13 protein-coding genes are annotated in these 16,187 nt (G+C 71.7%); 10 read left to right on the forward strand and 3 right to left on the reverse strand.

Features of this window, described 5'->3' with window-relative positions; genetic code table 11:
• From ABZ562_RS38100 to ABZ562_RS38130, 7 genes are all read left to right on the forward strand, one after another.
• Nucleotides 1-1,321 (forward strand): alpha/beta fold hydrolase (locus ABZ562_RS38100; protein ID WP_361489145.1); only part of this gene is annotated, 1,321 nt, incomplete at its 5' end.
• 158 nt (nt 1,322-1,479) lie between these two features.
• The gene (locus tag ABZ562_RS38105) at nt 1,480-2,799 is read left to right on the forward strand and encodes a P450-derived glycosyltransferase activator (protein WP_361489147.1); all 1,320 of its coding nucleotides are present in this window, start codon (nt 1,480-1,482) and stop codon (nt 2,797-2,799) included.
• Nucleotides 2,800-2,840: 41 nt separating this feature from the next.
• The gene (oleG1, locus tag ABZ562_RS38110; protein ID WP_361489216.1) at nt 2,841-4,127 is read left to right on the forward strand and encodes an L-oleandrosyl-oleandolide desosaminyltransferase OleG1; all 1,287 of its coding nucleotides are present in this window, start codon (nt 2,841-2,843) and stop codon (nt 4,125-4,127) included.
• Between the two features lie 4 nt (nt 4,128-4,131).
• Nucleotides 4,132-5,412: an oleandolide olivosyltransferase OleG2 gene (oleG2, locus tag ABZ562_RS38115; protein WP_361489149.1), complete on the forward strand. Its 1,281-nt coding sequence runs from the start codon at nt 4,132-4,134 to the stop codon at nt 5,410-5,412.
• Complete coding sequence (locus ABZ562_RS38120) at nt 5,402-6,142, forward strand: class I SAM-dependent methyltransferase (protein WP_055555808.1); 741 nt, start codon at nt 5,402-5,404, stop codon at nt 6,140-6,142. Before oleG2 ends, ABZ562_RS38120 begins: the two co-directional genes overlap by 11 nt.
• 74 nt (nt 6,143-6,216) lie before the next feature.
• Nucleotides 6,217-7,371 (forward strand): hypothetical protein, encoded by a 1,155-nt coding sequence (locus tag ABZ562_RS38125; protein ID WP_361489152.1) that lies wholly within the window; start codon nt 6,217-6,219, stop codon nt 7,369-7,371.
• An 80-nt stretch (nt 7,372-7,451) separates the two neighbouring features.
• Nucleotides 7,452-8,675: a cytochrome P450 gene (locus ABZ562_RS38130; RefSeq protein WP_361489155.1), complete on the forward strand. Its 1,224-nt coding sequence runs from the start codon at nt 7,452-7,454 to the stop codon at nt 8,673-8,675.
• A 100-nt stretch (nt 8,676-8,775) separates the two neighbouring features.
• Here the strand turns inward: ABZ562_RS38130 and ABZ562_RS38135 are convergent, their stop codons facing one another.
• On the reverse strand, nt 8,776-10,485 hold the full coding sequence (locus ABZ562_RS38135) for a TlrC/CarA/OleB/SrmB family ABC-F type ribosomal protection protein (protein ID WP_361489157.1): 1,710 nt from the start codon (nt 10,483-10,485) through the stop codon (nt 8,776-8,778).
• Nucleotides 10,486-10,922: 437 nt separating this feature from the next.
• Between ABZ562_RS38135 and ABZ562_RS38140 the strand changes: the two genes are divergently transcribed.
• Nucleotides 10,923-11,123, forward strand: a complete 201-nt coding sequence (locus ABZ562_RS38140) for a DUF5302 domain-containing protein (protein ID WP_361489160.1) — start codon at nt 10,923-10,925, stop codon at nt 11,121-11,123.
• Nucleotides 11,124-11,789: 666 nt separating this feature from the next.
• Complete coding sequence (locus ABZ562_RS38145) at nt 11,790-13,067, forward strand: MFS transporter (protein WP_361489163.1); 1,278 nt, start codon at nt 11,790-11,792, stop codon at nt 13,065-13,067.
• A gap of 162 nt (nt 13,068-13,229) precedes the next feature.
• Here the strand turns inward: ABZ562_RS38145 and ABZ562_RS38150 are convergent, their stop codons facing one another.
• On the reverse strand, nt 13,230-13,526 hold the full coding sequence (locus tag ABZ562_RS38150) for a hypothetical protein (protein WP_361489166.1): 297 nt from the start codon (nt 13,524-13,526) through the stop codon (nt 13,230-13,232).
• Between the two features lie 470 nt (nt 13,527-13,996).
• A complete protein-coding gene (locus tag ABZ562_RS38155; protein ID WP_361489168.1) occupies nt 13,997-14,362 on the reverse strand; it encodes a hypothetical protein in 366 nt (121 codons plus the stop codon).
• Nucleotides 14,363-15,298: 936 nt separating this feature from the next.
• Between ABZ562_RS38155 and ABZ562_RS38160 the strand changes: the two genes are divergently transcribed.
• Nucleotides 15,299-15,874 carry a hypothetical protein gene (locus ABZ562_RS38160; protein ID WP_361489170.1) on the forward strand — a complete coding sequence of 192 codons (576 nt, stop codon included), beginning with the start codon at nt 15,299-15,301 and terminating at the stop codon, nt 15,872-15,874.
• Nucleotides 15,875-16,187 lie beyond the last annotated feature (313 nt).

Genomic DNA, 16,187 nt, shown 5'->3' on the forward strand with positions numbered 1-16,187 from the left:
TGTGGACTGGGAACGCTTCGTGACCGGCTTCGCCTCCGCCCGTCCCCGCCCTTTGATCAGTGACCTGCCGGAAGTCCGTACCGCCCTGCAGAACCAGGAGCAGGACCAGCTCCATGCCCCCGTCCCCGAGGACCGATCGGCACAGCTTCTGCGGCAGCTGTCCCTGCTGTCTCCCGCCGGACGGGAAGCCGAGCTGGTGAAGCTCGTCCGCACCGAGGCCGCCGCTGTTCTCGGGCACGGCTCAGCGCAGGACGTCCCGGCCGAGCGGGCGTTCAAGGAGCTGGGCTTCGACTCCCTCACCGCCGTTCAGCTCCGCAACAGACTGGCCGCCGCCACCGGCACCAGGCTCCCCACCAGCGCCGTCTTCGACCACCCCGACGCTTCGGCTCTCGCCAGGTGGCTGCACGCAGGGATGCGGCATGCCGATAGTGGACACGGTGGTGCGCACGCCAGTGGACCTGGGCCGGACGCCGACGATGGTCGGTCGTTCGGCGCTGGGCAGAGCGGAATGCTGGCCGATCTGTACCGGCGTTCCGCCGAGTTGGGCCGGAGCCGGGAGTTCATCGGGCTGCTGGCCGAGACCGCGGCCTTCCGCCCGGTGTTCCACGGGCCGGCGGACCTCGACGCGCCGTTGGAGGCCGTTCCGCTGGCGGACGGGATGCGCAAGCCGCAGTTGATCTGTTGCAGCGGGACCGCGCCGGTCGGCGGGCCGCAGGAGTTCGCGCGCCTGGCTTCGTTCTTCCGCGGCACTCGTGCGGTCTCGGCGCTTCCGCTGCCCGGCTACCTGCCCGGTGAGCAGTTGCCCGCGGACCTCGACGCCGTGCTCGCCGCGCAGGCCGAGGCGGTGGAGAAGCAGACCGGGGGTGCGCCGTTCGTCCTGGTCGGCTACTCGGCGGGCGGACTGATGGCCCACGCGCTCGCCTGCCACCTGGTCGGGCGCGGCACACCGCCGAGCGGTGAGGTGCTGGTGGACGTCTATCCGCCGGGCCGGCAGGAACCCGTCTTCCGCTGGCAGAAGGAGCTCACCGAGGGCATGTTCGCCCAGGACTTCGTGCCCATGGACGACACGCGGCTGACGGCCCTCGGCACGTACGACCGTCTCATGGCCGAGTGGCGGCCGGCGCCCTCCGGATTGCCCTCCCTCCTGATCCGGGCTACCGAACCCATGGCGGAGTGGACCGGGGCCACCGACTGGCGGGCCTCCTGGGAGTACGACCACACCGCCGTCGACATGCCGGGGAACCACTTCACGATCATGCGCGAGCACGCGGAGGACGCGGCCCGGCACATCGACGTCTGGCTGAAGGGGCTCACACCTTGACACCTGCCCGCACCCGGCGTCCCGGTCCTCCCAACCCGTGTGCGTAACGGCCGAGTCGCTCAGGAAGTCCCCATCGGCATGCCCCGCTTTCCTCCTCCCTCCGAACGCATCGACGACCCGAACCCCCACAGGGACCGGCGAAGGAGCGTGTTGCACTCATGCAGGACATGCAAGGCGTACAGCCCGAACAGCCAGTGCCGAACACGCGGCAGACGCAGCTCGAGCAGAGCGAGCAGCGCACGGAAGCCGCCCAGGAGATGGAGGACAGCGAACTGGGGCGCCGCCTGCAGATGCTCCGCGGCATGCAGTGGGTCTTCGGCGCCAACGGCGATCCGTACGCCCGGCTGCTGTGTGGCATGGAGGACGACCCGTCACCCCTCTACGACGAGATACGGACCCTGGGCGAGCTGCACCGGAGCAGGACCGGAGCCTGGGTCACCGCTGCCCCCGGGCTCGGGGGCCGCATCCTCGCCGACCGGCAGCTCGGTGCCCGGCGGCTCGTGGCCGGTGCGGGCGAGACCGACGGGCTGGAGCAGTACGTGCTGCCCGGGCACCAGGCGTTCCTGCGGCTGGAGCGCGAGGAGGCCGAGCGACTGCGGGAGGTCGCGGCGCCGGTGCTGGGGGCCGCGGCGGTCGACGCGTGGCGCCCGCTGATCGACGAGGTCTGCGCGGGGCTCGCGAAGGGGCTGCCGGACACGTTCGACCTGGTCGAGGAGTACGCGGGGTTGGTGCCGGTCGAGGTGCTGGCGCGGATCTGGGGCGTCCCCGAGGAGGACCGCGCCCGGTTCGGGCGTGACTGCCGGGCGCTCGCTCCCGCGCTGGACAGCCTCCTGTGTCCCCAGCAGTTGGCGCTGAGCAAGGACATGGCTTCCGCCCTGGAGGACCTGCGACTCCTCTTCGACGGCCTTGACGCGATGCCGCGCCTCGCCGGCCCCGCCGGCGGTGACGGAACGGCCGTGGCCATGCTCACCGTTCTGCTCTGCACGGAGCCGGTGACCACGGCGATCGGGAACGCCGTGCTCGGGCTCCTGCCCGGGCAGTGGCCCGCGCCCTGCACCGGCCGGGTGGCTGCCGGGCAGGTTGCCGAGCAGGCGCTGCACCGGGCGGTGTCGTACCGTATCGCGACGCGGTTCGCCCGGGAGGACCTGGAGTTGGCGGGCTGCGAGGTCAAGTCCGGTGACGAGGTGGTGGTCCTGGCCGGAGCGGTCGGCCGGGACGGACCGTTCGCAGCCGCCCCGGCTGCCTCACTGGCCCCACCAGCCCCACCAGCCCCACTAGCCCCGCCCGCCCCGTCGGTCTTCGGTGCCGCCGCCTTCGAGAACGTGCTGGCCGAGCACCTCGTCCGGGCCGTGACGGGAGCGGCGCTCCACGCCCTCGCGGAGCGGGCCCCCCGGCTGACGGCGGCGGGACCCGTCGTACGACGGCGGCGTTCCCCCGTCGTCGGCGGGCTGCACCGGGCTCCGGTGGCTGCGGCATGAGCATCGCGTCGAACGGTGCGCGCCCGGCACCCCGCCGGCCCCTGCGCGTGATGATGACCACCTTCGCGGCCAACACGCACTTCCAGCCGCTGGTTCCCCTGGCCTGGGCACTGCGGACGGCCGGGCACGAGGTGCGCGTGGTGAGCCAGCCCTCGCTGAGCGACGTGGTGACGCAGGCGGGGCTCACCTCGGTCCCGGTGGGCACCGAGGCTCCGGTCGAGCAGTTCGCGGCGACCTGGGGCGGCGATGCCTACATCGGCGTCAACAGCATCGACTTCACCGGCAACGACCCCGGCCTGTGGACGTGGCCGTACCTGCTGGGCATGGAGACCATGCTGGTGCCCGCCTTCTACGAGCTGCTGAACAACGAGTCCTTCGTGGACGGCGTGGTCGAGTTCGCCCGTGACTGGCGGCCCGACCTGGTGATCTGGGAGCCGCTGACGTTCGCCGGCGCGGTGGCGGCGCGCGTCACCGGCGCGGCCCACGCCCGGCTGCCGTGGGGGCAGGAGATCACCCTGCGCGGGCGGCAGGCGTTCCTCGCCGAGCGTGCCCTGCAACCGTTCGAGCACCGGGAGGATCCCACGGCCGAGTGGCTGGACCGCATGCTCGACCGGTACGGCTGCTCGTTCGACGAGGAGATGGTCACCGGGCAGTGGACCATCGACACGCTGCCGCGCAGCATGCGACTGGAGCTGTCCGAGGAGCTGCGCACCTTGGACATGCGGTACGTGCCGTACAACGGACCGGCGGTCGTACCCCCCTGGGTGTGGGAACCGTGCGAGCGGCCCCGGGTCTGCCTGACGATCGGCACCTCCCAGCGTGACTCCGGCCGGCACCATGTCCCCCTCGACCACCTGCTCGACTCCCTCGCCGACGTGGACGCGGAGATCGTGGCCACGCTCGACACCACCCAACAGGAGCACCTGCTGGGCGCTGCCCCCGGCAACGTCCGGCTGGTGGACTTCGTCCCGCTGCACGCGCTGATGCCGACCTGCTCGGCGATCGTGCACCACGGTGGTCCGGGCACGTGGTCGACGGCGGCGCTCCACGGCGTCCCGCAGATCATCCTGGACACCTCGTGGGACACGCCGGTGCGGGCGCAGCGCATGCAGCGGCTCGGGGCGGGCCTGTCGATGCCGGTGGAGGAACTGGGCGTCGAGGCGCTGCGGGACCGGGTGCTGCGGCTGCTGGGGGAGCCGGAGTTCCGCGCGGGCGCCGAGCGGATCCGGGCCGAGATGCTCGCGATGCCCGCCCCCGGTGACGTCGTACCGGACCTGGAACGGCTCACCGCGGAGCATGCCACCGGCGCGGTGGCGGGGAGGTGGTGAGACGATGCGTGTACTGCTGACCTGCTTCGCCAACGACACGCACTTCCACGGGCTGGTGCCGCTGGCGTGGGCGCTGCGGGCCGCCGGGCACGAGGTCCGCGTGGCCAGTCAGCCCGCCCTGTCCGACACGATCACCCAAGCGGGTCTGACCGCGGTGCCCGTGGGCCGGGACACCGCCTTCCTGGAGCTGATGGGGGAGATCGGCGCGGACGTCCAGAAGTACTCCACCGGTATCGACCTGGGCGTCCGTGCGGAGCTGGCGAGCTGGGAGTACCTGCTTGGCATGCACACGACCCTGGTGCCCACGTTCTACTCGCTGGTCAACGACGAGCCGTTCGTCGACGGCCTCGTCGCGCTGGCCCGGGCCTGGGGGCCCGACCTCATCCTGTGGGAGCACTTCAGCTTCGCCGGGGCGTTGGCGGCGCGGGCCACCGGCACGCCTCACGCCCGCGTGCTGTGGGGGTCGGACCTCATCGTCCGGTTCCGCCGGGACTTCCTCGCGGAGCGGGCGAACCGGCCCGCCGAGCACCGCGAGGACCCCATGGCCGAGTGGCTGGGCTGGGCGGCCGAACGGCTGGGCTCCACCTTCGACGAGGACCTGGTGACCGGGCAGTGGACGATCGACCCGCTGCCGCGGAGCATGCGGCTGCCCACCGGGACGACGACGGTGCCGATGCGGTACGTGCCGTACAACGGGCGGGCCGTGGTCGCCGCATGGGTCCGGCAGCGCGCGCGGCGGCCCCGGATCTGCCTGACGCTCGGGGTGTCGGCCCGGCAGACGCTGGGCGACGGCGTGTCGCTGGCGGAGGTGCTGGCCGCGCTGGGCGACGTGGACGCGGAGATCGTGGCCACGCTGGACGCCTCCCAGCGCAAGCTCCTGGGGCCGGTGCCGGACAACGTCCGGCTGGTGGACTTCGTGCCCCTGCACGCCCTGATGCCGACCTGTTCGGCGATCGTGCACCACGGCGGCGCCGGTACCTGGCTGACGGCCGCCGCCCACGGCGTTCCGCAGATCGTCCTCGGTGACCTCTGGGACAACCTGCTGCGCGCCCGGCAGACACAGGCCGCGGGCGCGGGCCTGTTCATCCATCCGTCCGAGGTCACCGCGGCCGGGCTCGGTGAGGGCGTGCGCCGGGTGCTGACGGACCCCTCCATCCGGGCCGCCGCACAGCGCGTCCGGGACGAGATGAACGCCGAGCCGTCGCCGGGCGAGGTCGTGCCGGTGCTGGAGCGGCTCGCCGCGAGCGGCGGACAAGGACGAGGAGGCGGGACCCATGCGGGCTGACACGGAGCCAACTTCCCGGTACGAGGACGAGTTCGCCGAGATCTACGACGCCGTGTACCGGGGCCGGGGGAAGGACTACGCCGGCGAGGCGAAGGACGTGGCGGACCTCGTGCGCGACCGGGTGCCGGACGCGTCCTCCCTCCTGGACGTGGCCTGCGGCACGGGCGCGCACCTGCGGCACTTCGCCGCGCTCTTCGACGACGCCCGCGGTCTCGAGCTGTCCGCGAGCATGCTGGACATCGCCCGCTCCCGCATGCCGGGCGTGCCGCTGCACCAGGGGGACATGCGCGCCTTCGACCTGGGCCACACGTTCTCCGCGGTCACCTGCATGTTCAGCTCGGTCGGCCACTTGGCCACCACCGCCGAACTCGACGCGACGCTGCGGTGCTTCGCCCGGCACACCCGGACCGGCGGCGTGGCCGTCGTCGAGCCGTGGTGGTTCCCGGAGACCTTCACCGACGGCTACGTGGCGGGCGACATCGTACGCGTCGACGGCCGGACCATCTCCCGGGTGTCCCACTCGGTGCGGGACGGCGACGCCACCCGCATGGAGATCCACTACGTGATCGCCGACGCCGAGCACGGTCCCCGGCACCTGGTCGAGCACCACCGCATCACGCTGTTCCCGCGGCAGGCGTACACGGCCGCGTACGAGAAGGCGGGCTACACCGTCGAGTACCTCGACGGCGGCCCCTCGGGCCGGGGGCTGTTCGTCGGCACCCGGACGTGAACCCGCCGCGCACCGCCCGATCACCTGTTCACGCCGTTCACACGGATCACCGGACCACGCGAAGGACCTTTCACATGTCGTACGACGACGACCACGCGGTGCTGGAAGCGATACTGCGGTGCGCCGGAGGTGACGAGCGCTTCCTGCTGAGCACCGTCGAGGAATGGGGACCCGCCAGGATCACCGCGGCGCTCGTGGACGAGTTGCTGTTCCGCTGCGAGATCCCGCAGGTGGGCGGCGAGGCGTTCGTCGGCCTGGACGTCCTGCACGGCACCGACCGGATCAGCCATGTGCTGCAGGTGACGGACGGCAAGCCGGTCACGTCGGCGGAACCGGCCGGCCAGGAACCGGGCGCCGTACTGGAGTTCACGCTCAGCGACCTCCTGCGGGAGCTGTTCGGCCCGGCGTCCGGCCGCACCGCGGGGGCCTTCGGCGTCTCCTTCCTGCCCGACCTGCGCGGCCCGCGGACCATGGAGGGCGCGGCCCTGGCCGCCCGCGCCACCAACGTGGTGCTGCACGCGACGACCAACGAGACGCCCCCACTGGACCGGCTGGCCCTGCGCTACGAGTCCGACAAGTGGGGCGGCGTCCACTGGTTCACCGGCCACTACGACCGGCACCTGCGGCCGCTGCGCGACCAGGCGGTGCGGATCCTGGAGATCGGCATCGGCGGCTACGACGACCTGCTGCCGAGCGGCGCCTCACTGAAGATGTGGAAGCGCTACTTCACGCGCGGCCTGGTCTTCGGCGTGGACATCTTCGACAAGTCCGCATGCGACCAGCCGCGCGTCAAGACGCTCCGCGGCCGGCAGGACGACCCGGAGTTCATGCGCCGCGTCGCCGAGGAGCACGGGCCGTTCGACGTCATCATCGACGACGGCAGCCACATCAACGCACACATGCGGACGTCGTTCTCGGTGATGTTCCCCCACCTGCGCAACGGCGGCTTCTACGTCATCGAGGACACCTTCACCTCCTACTGGCCCGGGTACGGAGGCCACCCGGAGCCCGGTGCCCGTCCGGACACCGCGCTGGAGATGGTCAAGGGACTGATCGACTCGCTGCACTACGAGGAGCGGCCGGACGGCGCGGCCACGGCCGACTACACCGCCAGGAACCTCGTCGGGCTGCACGCCTACCACAACCTCGTCTTCCTCGAGAAGGGCGTCAACAAGGAGGGCGGCATCCCCCACACCGTGCCCCGGGAGCCGTTCTGGAACGACAACTAGCCGACGGCCGCAACCAGAGCCGGAAACCGCACCACTGCCCGCGCCACCTCCGGACCACCTCCAGCAAAGGACACACCGCTGTGACCGACACGCGCACCGGACCGACACCGGCCGACGCGGCACCCGCCTACCCGTTCAGCCTGCCGCACGCACTGGACCTCGACCCGCACTACGCCGAACTCCGCCGCGACGACCCCGTCTCCAGGGTGCGCCTGCCCTACGGCGAGGGCACGGCCTGGCTGGTCACCCGCATGTCCGACGCCCGTATCGTCCTGGGCGACTCCCGCTTCAGCACCGCGGCCGCCACCGATCCCGCCACCCCCCGGATGTTCCCCACCCCGCCCGAGCCGGACGGCGTCCTCGCCCAGGACCCGCCGGACCACACCCGGCTGCGGCGGCTCGTGGGCAAGGCCTTCACGGCACGCCGGGTGGAGGAGATGCGGCCCCGTGTCCGCGCCCTCGTCGACTCCCTGCTCGACGACATGGTGGCGCACGGTTCACCCGCCGACCTCGTCGAGTTCCTCGCCGTTCCCTTCCCCGTCGCGGTCATCTGCGAACTGCTCGGCGTGCCCCTGGAGGACCGCGACCTGTTCCGGACCTTCTCCGACGCCATGCTCTCCTCGACCCGGCTCACCGCCGCGGAGATACAGCAGGTCCAGCAGGACTTCATGGTCTACATGGACGGCCTGGTTGCCCAGCGCCGCGACGCCCCCACCGAGGACCTGCTCGGCGCCCTCGCCCTCGCCACCGACAACGACGACCACCTGACCAAGGGCGAGATCGTCAACATGGGTGTGAGCCTGCTCATCGCGGGCCACGAGACGTCGGTCAACCAGATCACCAACCTCGTCCACCTCCTGCTGACCGAGCGCGAGCGCTACGAGTCGCTGGTCGCCGACCCGGCCCTCGTGCCCGCGGCGGTGGAGGAGATGCTGCGGTACACACCGCTCGTGTCCGCCGGCAGCTTCGTCCGCGTGGCCACCGAGGACGTGGAGCTGAGCACCGTGACCGTGCGGGCCGGTGAGCCCTGCGTCGTCCACTTCGCGTCGGCCAACCGGGACGAGGAGGTCTTCGACCACGCCGACGAGCTGGACTTCCACCGTGAGCGCAACCCGCACATAGCTTTCGGGCACGGAGCGCACCACTGCATCGGCGCCCAACTGGGCCGACTGGAACTCCAGGAGGCCCTGTCCGCCCTCGTCCGGCGCTTCCCCACCCTCGACCTGGCCGAGCCGGTCGCGGGACTGAAGTGGAAGCAGGGCATGCTGATCCGCGGATTGGAACGCCAGATCGTCTCCTGGTGACGGCCGGCCGCCCGGCCGCCCACCGGGCACCGGGCACCGGCGTCACCAGGGCACCGGCCGGGACCGGAGACCCGGCCGGTGCCCCTCGCCCGGGGCCGTCTCACTCCACGAAGCGGCCACCCTCCATGTGCATGCGGCGGCCGCTGAACCGCTGTGCGAACATGCGGTCGTGGGAGACCACGACCAGTGCGCCCCGGTAGTGCGCCAGTGCCTCCTCCAGGTCCTCCACGAGCGCGGGCGACAGGTGGTTCGTCGGCTCGTCGAGCAGCAGCAGGTCCGCCGGATCGCGCAGCAGACGGGCCAGGGCCAGCCGCCTCAACTGCCCGGTGGACAGGTCTCCCACCGCGGTGCTCAGCGCCGAGGGCCGGAAGAGCCCGAATCCCAGGAGCGCGCCCCGGTGTTCCTCCGCAAGGCCGGGCAGCCCCGCCGCGAAGGCCGCCAGCAGGCTCTGCTGCCGGTCGGCGATCTCCGTCTCCTGCGGCAGCCAGCCGATGCGCTCCGGGCGCTCGCACTCGCCCTGATCGGGCGCCAGGTCACCGGCCAGCACGCGCAGCAGGGTGCTCTTGCCCGCGCCGTTGTGCCCCGTGACCAGGATGCGCTCACCGGGGTCGACGGTGAAGGACGGGACGTCGAGCCGCGTGCCGACGGTGACCTTGTACAGCTCGGCGAGTGCCCCGCCGCGCTCGACCGTGCCGCCGCCCTCCACCCGGACCCGGAAACGCATGGGTTTAGGGGGCCGCGGCACCGGGTTCTCCTCCAGCCGGCGGACCCGCTCCTTGGCGTTGCGGACCCGCGCGGAGATCTGCTTCTCCACGTTGCGCTGGTGGCGCTGGTTCGACCGCTCGGTATTGCGCCGCGGACCGGTGGCCAGGTTGTCGGCGGCGCTGCGGGCCAGTTCGCGCTGGCGTGCCAGGTCCTCCAGCCAATCCTGGTACGTCTGCTCCCAGCGGCGCCGCGCGGCCGCCTTGGCTTGCAGGTATCCCGCGTAACCGCCGCCGTGCCGGTTGACGGTGCGCCGCTCGCCGTCCACCTCCCACAGGGCGGTGGCCACGCGCTCCAGGAAGACCCGGTCGTGCGAGACGACCAGCACGCTGCCGCGGTGGGCCCGCAGGCGCTCCTCCAGCCACTCCAGCGCCCCGACGTCGAGGTGGTTGGTGGGTTCGTCGAGCAGCATCAGCTGCGGGGACGCGGCCAGCAGGCAGGCCAGGTTGAGACGCGCCTGCTCACCTCCGGAGAGGCTGCCGAGCCGCCGGTCGCCCGTGATGCCCGCCAGACCGAGGCCGTGCATCGCCGCGTCGACACGGGCGTCCGCCGCGTAGCCGTCGCGGGCCTCGAACGCCTCCAGCAGGTCGCCGTAGGCGCCGAGCAGGCCCTCCAGCTCCTCGGGCTCCGCCCCGGCCAGCGCCTGCTCCGCCTCACGCAACCCCCGCTCCAGGGAGCGCAGTTCGGCGAGGGCGTGGTCGATGGCGTCCCGCACGGTGTCGTCTGGGGGCAGGTCCGGTGTCTGGGGGAGGTAGCCGCAGCCGCCGGGGGCCCGGACGAGGACCTGGCCACCGTCCGGGCGGTCCACGCCGGCGAGCATGCGGAGCAGGGTCGACTTGCCCGATCCGTTCTCACCGATGATGCCGACGCGCTCGCCGAGTGCCACCGACTGGTCGATGCCGTCCAACAGCGGCCGTCCGCCGGGTGCTCGGACGACGTCGTCGAGGACGACCTGGAAGGAACCGGTCTCCGGTTGCGTGGGAAGGAGCTTTTCCGACGTGCCGGTGAGCGCCGCGGCGCCGGTATCGGAACGGTGTGCATTCTGCATGGGTGACCCGCCATTCGGAGAAAAAGAGGCAGTGTGGCCAAAAGGGAGCGGCCCACGGCAGACGGCGGAAGAAGAGAATGCCTCGGCGAACGCGGCTCACCCGACGGTGCGCGACGCGAAAAAGGGAGGCGAAGAGGCGAGGCCGGGAGGCGTCGCAATCAGCGGCAGGAGAAGCCGCGTCACCGTCCTGCCGGGAACTCTCGACGGCGCCGGAGCGGAACCGCGTACGCGGTGCTCCTCGTCGCCCGGACTCCCGTGGCGGTATCAGAGGAAGTAGTAACTGACCACGTCGGCACGATAGCAGAGCAGACGGAGCTGACAGGGGGCCGCGTGGTGCGATGGCTGAATATGCGCCACGCCCCGGATCGCTTGCTCGCGGGACGACGAGGCCGTGTGCGAATGTGTCCCGGGCAGTCGTTCGTCAGCGGGAGGTTCATATGCAGGACAACCAGGGTGGATCCGGAGCCGAGTCCGAGTCCGAGACCGAGAGCGACGTCAAGCGGAAGTTCCGGGAAGCACTGGAGCGCAAGAAGCTCCTCAGCCGGGAACGCCGGGCGCACGGGGACGCTCGTTCCAAGGCGAACGGAACGTCCCGCAACGGCGCCAAGAAGCCGAATTTCCGCCGCAAGGCCGGGTGACACCGACCGCTCCGCACACCCGTGCCCCACAGCTCGACTCCGCTGCGACAGGGGCCTGTCCGCGCCGGGGAACCGGCCCGGGCAGGTGTAAGGTGGCGGGCATGTATCCAGGTGTCGGTTCCCTGAAGCTCCGCCGCCGCGCCTGACGGTGCGGCCCTGAACTCTCGTTTCGCGTGCCCACCGTCGCGGTGTCAGTGCCGGGCGGCTCCTTCGTGCTGCCCGGTTCCGGAGCGAACCTGTGGAGCACACCGTGGGTGCATTCCCCGCAAGGGGCCGGCCTGAGGCCGGCCGACCGATACACGAGTTCACCGATGCGAGCGAGGACCGCCGGCCCGGGGGCCGGGGGCCGACGACGGCGACCACCCCTTCCGCACCGGCCCTGACGGGCCCCGCTCGCCGGCGCCGCTCCCGGCCCCGGCTGGCGGCACCACCCGGGTACGCCGCTCCCGCGGCCCCGGCGGCGCGCGCCGCGCACAGGCCGTACCGGCCCGGCCGGTCGGCCGGCGGACCTCTGCGGTCTGCCGTCCCCGCAGCAACGCTCGCGGGACACGGCGAGACCGCCCCTCGGCCGCTGGCCGCCGTCACCACCCCGGGGCGCCGGAGTCTCGCCGTTCTCGCGCCGGCGCCGTCCACGACCGCTCCCGTGCCTGCCGGAAGGGCCGACTCATGACCAAGCGACACCTCCCCGCCGTCCTCGCGCCCCTGGGCCGGCCCGGCTACCGCCGCCTCTTCGCCGCCATGGTCCTCGCCCTCTTCGGGTACGGCGCGTGGACCATCTACCTCGCGCTCCAGGCGCTGGAGCTCGGTGCCTCGGCGCCGGAGCTGGCCTCGGTCGTCGTCTGGACCGGCGTGGGCCTGCTGGCGACGGCGTTCGCCACCGGTGTGGTCGCCGACCGCGCCGCGAAGAGGTCCGTGCTGCTGGCGGTGCTCGTGGCCAACCTGGCGACGACGGGCGTCATCGCGGCGCTGTCCCTCGCGGACGGCCTCGCACTGTGGCACCTCAGCGTGTCGGCGTTCGCCGTGGGGGCCGCCACGGCGTTCTTCTTCCCCGCCTACACCGCACTCGTTCCCGTCGTCGTGCCCGCCTCCGACCTCATGGCCGTCAACGGCCTCGAAGGGGCCACGCGCCCGTCCGTCCAGCAGGCGGCCGCCCCCGCCGCCGTCGGGGCACTCGTGGGCGCGACCGTTCCGGCGGCAGGTGCGCTGCTGACCGTGTCCGTGTTCGCCGCGGCGCTGCTGTGCACGCTGGGCCTTCCCCCGGGCGCACCCGAGGCGGAGACCACCCGGACGCATCCCGTGCACGACCTCGTCGAAGGGTTCCGGTTCGCGGCCCGCACCCCGTGGATCCTCGCGAGCGTCGTCTTCGCGGCGCTCATGGGGCTGTTGGTGACCGGCCCGCTGGAGGTGCTCCTCCCCGCGCTCGTGCGGGCCCGGTCCGACAACGGATCCACCGTCTACGGACTGCTCGTCGCGGTACTCGGTCTCGGCGGCCTGGCCGGGTCGCTGGTCGCCGGCTCCCTCACCATGCCGCGGCGCTACCTGACGACGATGCTGGGCAGTTGGGCACTGGGCTGCCTGCCGATCAGCCTGGTCGCGCTCACGGACGACCCCTGGGTCATCGGCGCGAGCCTGTTCGTCTACGGTGCCCTGCTCAGCGTCGGCCTGGTCATCTGGGGCACGCTCCTGCAACGGCGGGTGCCGATGGAGATGATCGGGCGGATCGCCGGACTCGACTTCCTGATCACCATCGCCTTCATGCCCGTGTCGATCGCCTTCGTCGGCCTGGTGTCGCAGCAGCTCTCCCACCGGGTCCTGTTCCTGATCGCGGGCCTGGCACCCATCGTGCTCGCGGTGCTCGTGGGCGGCCTTGCCAAGGTGCGCGCCGACGAGACCGCCCATCCGCTCGACGACGACACCATCCAGGAGGAAGTGACACAACCGTAGGAGGACACCGCAGGATGCCGGCGGCGTGCCGGTCCGCTCCGTATCCACGGGCCCGGATACGGCGAACCGTACCGGCGCGGCGCCGAGCTGCCGTCACAGGCGCCGCCTATGGGGGACAGGGCCGACGCGATGGTGCGAGGCCGGGCCGCCGGGCAGCCCCTGCTACGGACGGAGCAACCCGGCAGGGAGCACCCGGTCGAGTGCGGCGGGCAGGCATTCCTCGTCGCCGGTGCCGACCAGGTCCAGGACGCCGCCCTCCGCCGCACAGTGGCGGGCGAACTCCTCGATGCTCATGCGGGGGTGCGTGGCGATCCACACCCCGGCGGCCCGGAGGGCGAGCGGGAGGAAGCCGCACCTGAGGGCCGTGCGGGCCAGGGCCGTCGGCTCCGCGTCGGTGCGGCGGGCGACCTGCTGCGCTGGGAGGCCGAGGACGCCGCAGGCGAATGATGTGCCTTCCAAGATCATGAAGTTCTCGGCCGCAGACCTCCGCCCGAGCCGGGCGAGATCAAACGTCGGAAGCCTGCGCAACAGCCGCAGCTCCGCCGTGGTGTAGCCCCGAAACGAAAGTCCCAGTGGCGTTCGGACAGCGTGCGAAGCGACCACTCCTGGTGCCGGTCGTGCAGGGTGAAGTCGACCCGGACACTGCACCGGACTGCAGCAGCCTCCCGTGAACGACCGGCTTCCGGCCCAGGGACGAGGCCACGACGCTGAGATATCCTCCGGCAGGACGGCTGCTGCGCGCCGTCGCGGGCGACTGCCTCTTCCGGCAACGGTGGCCGACCGGATCCGACCGCCGTCTGGCGCCACTTCCAGCGCACCAGACGGCGGTGCCAGGGCCAAGTAGGGGAGTGGTACGACCACGCCGCGCGTGACGGCCCGTCGGGTCGTAGGGCGAGACGACCGCGGCCGGCGTCGGCGGCCGGTGTCCTTCAGAGCTGTGCCGGCACTCCGACCTGGTCGCGGACAGCGGTGTCGAGGTCGGTGGCGGTGAGACCGAAGGTGACCGCGGTTTCGTCTGCGGCCATGTGGAACGGTGCGTACCACTGGTAGTCCATCTCGGCCATCTCGCGAGCGATGGGTACCATGGCCCCCGCTGAGTGCATCACAAAGCGTGGCATCTGGATAAGTTTGATCGGCGGTCGGCCCGCGGCGGCTGCACAGCGCTGGGCCGGCTCTCGGATCGTGATGGCGGGCGGGGACGGCACGTGCCAGGCGCGACGCCACGCCCGTTCGTCGCGAGCGAGCCTGACCAGAGCCCGTGCCATGTCGCCGTTGAAGGTGAAGGTGTGTGGCATGTCCGGGTTTCCCATGATCCAGGCGGCTCGGCAGCAGGCCCCCGCCGGGAACCGCATCCAAGTCGCCTGAGACCGATGCGCCGGGCGAGGCGAGCCAGTGGGTGATGCGTTGTTCGCGGCGGTACAGGGGAATCACAGTTCGCGCAGCTTGCCGCCCAGGTGGCGGGTCTGGGGTCGCCGAGTGTCGGGCAGGTCTGTTCGGTGCTCCCTCACGGATGGAGGAATACCGCTCCGTGCGGGGTCGTACTGGCGGCTACAGCATGGTGCGGAGCGTCGCACAGGGTTGCCATGGCAGCTGGGGGGGGCAAGTGCGCCAAACTCGGGGGAGGGGCGCGTGTTTTCTATGCGATAGCAATGTTCAGAAGTCGTTGGAGCCGAGACAACCATCCTGCAATCGTTGTCCGTGCTACCCCGCCGCGCGGAGAGTCATCAATATCCACGGTACGGAACGGCCCCCGCTGACAGAATCATGTTGTGGGGCCATCGCCTTGGAACCGAAGGAGCCACCGTTGTGGCCGCAGGCATCGGCGATGCTGCGGGTGGTAGTGACATTCCCGGTGAGGCCGCCGTCGGCGGCGGGCACGAGCCGGACGTGGCCAGGGACAGGTACTCCTCCACCAGCCACAGTCCGCGAGTGTGGACTGAACGATTCCGCGCGGACCGAAGCTCACGAGGTCGTAGGCGTCCCGCACCGACTGGGGAAGCCGCACGTGCCCAGCCCAGCCCGGTGGCGGCCCGCCCTCGGCGGCCCCGGCGGTAGCCGGGGCGAGGAAGGAGATGGTAAGTGTCAGAGTGGCCTCTGGAAGGCGGATTGCGCGCCATCCGGGTCCAGTTCAGGTACTTTCGCTAAAGATTCGGCGGCGATTACAACCTCCCGGCCCTCATGACCGGTCAAGACGTGCGTACCAACTCACTTCGAGACTGCGGAGGTTGGAGATGCGACGTTTGGGAACCGCGATCGCGGCGATCGTGCTGGCGGGCGCCGGGCTGGCGGGCACGGCGGGGGCGGCCCAGGCCACGATCACGGGCACGTCGGCGGCGTGCGCGACCGGCTGGGGCAGCGGCGAGAAGACGGAGTCGTTCAGCAGCGCGAAGCCGCTGGTCAACATCAGAACCGGTCAGCACGAGTGCTACGACCGCATGGTCTTCGACATCAAGGGCGCGACGGCCGCCGACAAGGCGTTCGTCTGGGCCGGTTATGTCGACGCCATGTACCAGAACGGCTCCGGTGACCCGATCCCGGTCAACGGCGGCGCGATCCTGGAGATCCACGTGGGCGCGGCCAGCTACTCGCAGAGCGGGGGCACGACGTACCCCGGCAAGGTCGCACAGCAGCTCCCGGCGGTGAACGTCTCGGGTTACGAGACCTTCCAGGACACCCGCTTCGGCAGCAGCTTCGAGGGCGAGACCCAGGTCGGGGTGGGAGTGCGGGCGCGGCTGCCCTTCCGCGTCTTCCAGTCGGACGGCAAGGTGATCGTGGACGTGGCCCACTCCTGGAACGCCGCGAGCTGAATCGCACACCGTGACGGCCCGCGGCCGCGGGCCGTCACGGCCGGGTATGAACGAGCCGACCACGAGGCGGTGCCGCCCGCGGATGGCACCGCCTCGTGCGTCACCGGCCTGGCGGGCGGTCAGCGCAGCCGGGCGTTGACCGCCGCCGGGTCGAAGTGGACCCCCTCGCCCCGCCCCGCAGTAGCCCCGCCAATAGCCGGTACTTGGAACTCCTCAGTGCGTGACGCTGTCGGGGATCTTGGAAATTTGAGTCTCCAGTGGCCGACGTGGTGGCGCAGCGCCTCGTTTTCCCTGTTCAGGGCTGCACACGTGG

It is taken from the genome of Streptomyces sp. NPDC019937 (genome assembly GCF_040631655.1).
GTDB lineage: Bacteria > Actinomycetota > Actinomycetes > Streptomycetales > Streptomycetaceae > Streptomyces.